A 708-nucleotide genomic window follows, 5' to 3' on the forward strand; every position below is an offset into this window, starting at 1 on the left:
CTTTGTGATTCATGACTGGGGTGAAGTCGTAACAAGGTAACCGTAGGGGAACCTGCGGTTGGATCACCTCCTTACCTGAAGATACTGCCTTCGAAGTGCTCACACAGATTGTCTGATAGAAAGTAATGAGCAGGACGGCTGCGAAGCTGTGACGCATTTCTGTGTCCCCTTCGTCTAGCGGTTAGGACACCGCCCTTTCACGGCGGTAACAGGGGTTCGAATCCCCTAGGGGACGCCATCTTGCAGGTGACAGGTGAAAGGTGTCTCCACGAAGTATCTCAAAACTGACCTGCGGGTCACGTTTGAGATATTTGCTCTTTAACAATCCGGAACAAGCTGAAAATTGAAACGACACGTCGTCGCATTCCTCCGTAATAAGGAATGAGGATGAGGTGTTCGAGTCTCTCAATAATCACAACCGCACGTCGCAAGACGCCTGTGGGTTGTGAGGTTAAGCGACTAAGCGTACACGGTGGATGCCCTGGCAGTCAGAGGCGATGAAGGACGTGCTAATCTGCGAAAAGCGCCGGCAAGGTGATATGAACCGCTACAGCCGGCGATGTCCGAATGGGGAAACCCAGTGTGACTCGTCACACTATCATGTCATGAATACATAGTGGCATGAGGCGAACCGGGGGAACTGAAACATCTAAGTACCCCGAGGAAAAGAAATCAACCGAGATTCCCCCAGTAGCGGCGAGCGAACGG

1 tRNA gene and 2 rRNA genes are annotated in these 708 nt (G+C 52.0%); all 3 read left to right on the top strand.

What is annotated here, in order from left to right:
• Positions 1–74: ribosomal RNA gene (locus tag MHZ89_RS22610) — 16S ribosomal RNA — on the top strand; the annotation flags it as partial.
• 89 nt (positions 75–163) lie between these two features.
• Positions 164–238, top strand: a tRNA-Glu gene (locus tag MHZ89_RS22615).
• 211 nt (positions 239–449) lie between these two features.
• Positions 450–708 (top strand): 23S ribosomal RNA (locus MHZ89_RS22620); the annotation flags it as partial.

Source organism: Pantoea sp. ACRSB (assembly GCF_022346905.1).
In the GTDB taxonomy this organism is placed as follows: domain Bacteria; phylum Pseudomonadota; class Gammaproteobacteria; order Enterobacterales; family Enterobacteriaceae; genus Pantoea; species Pantoea piersonii.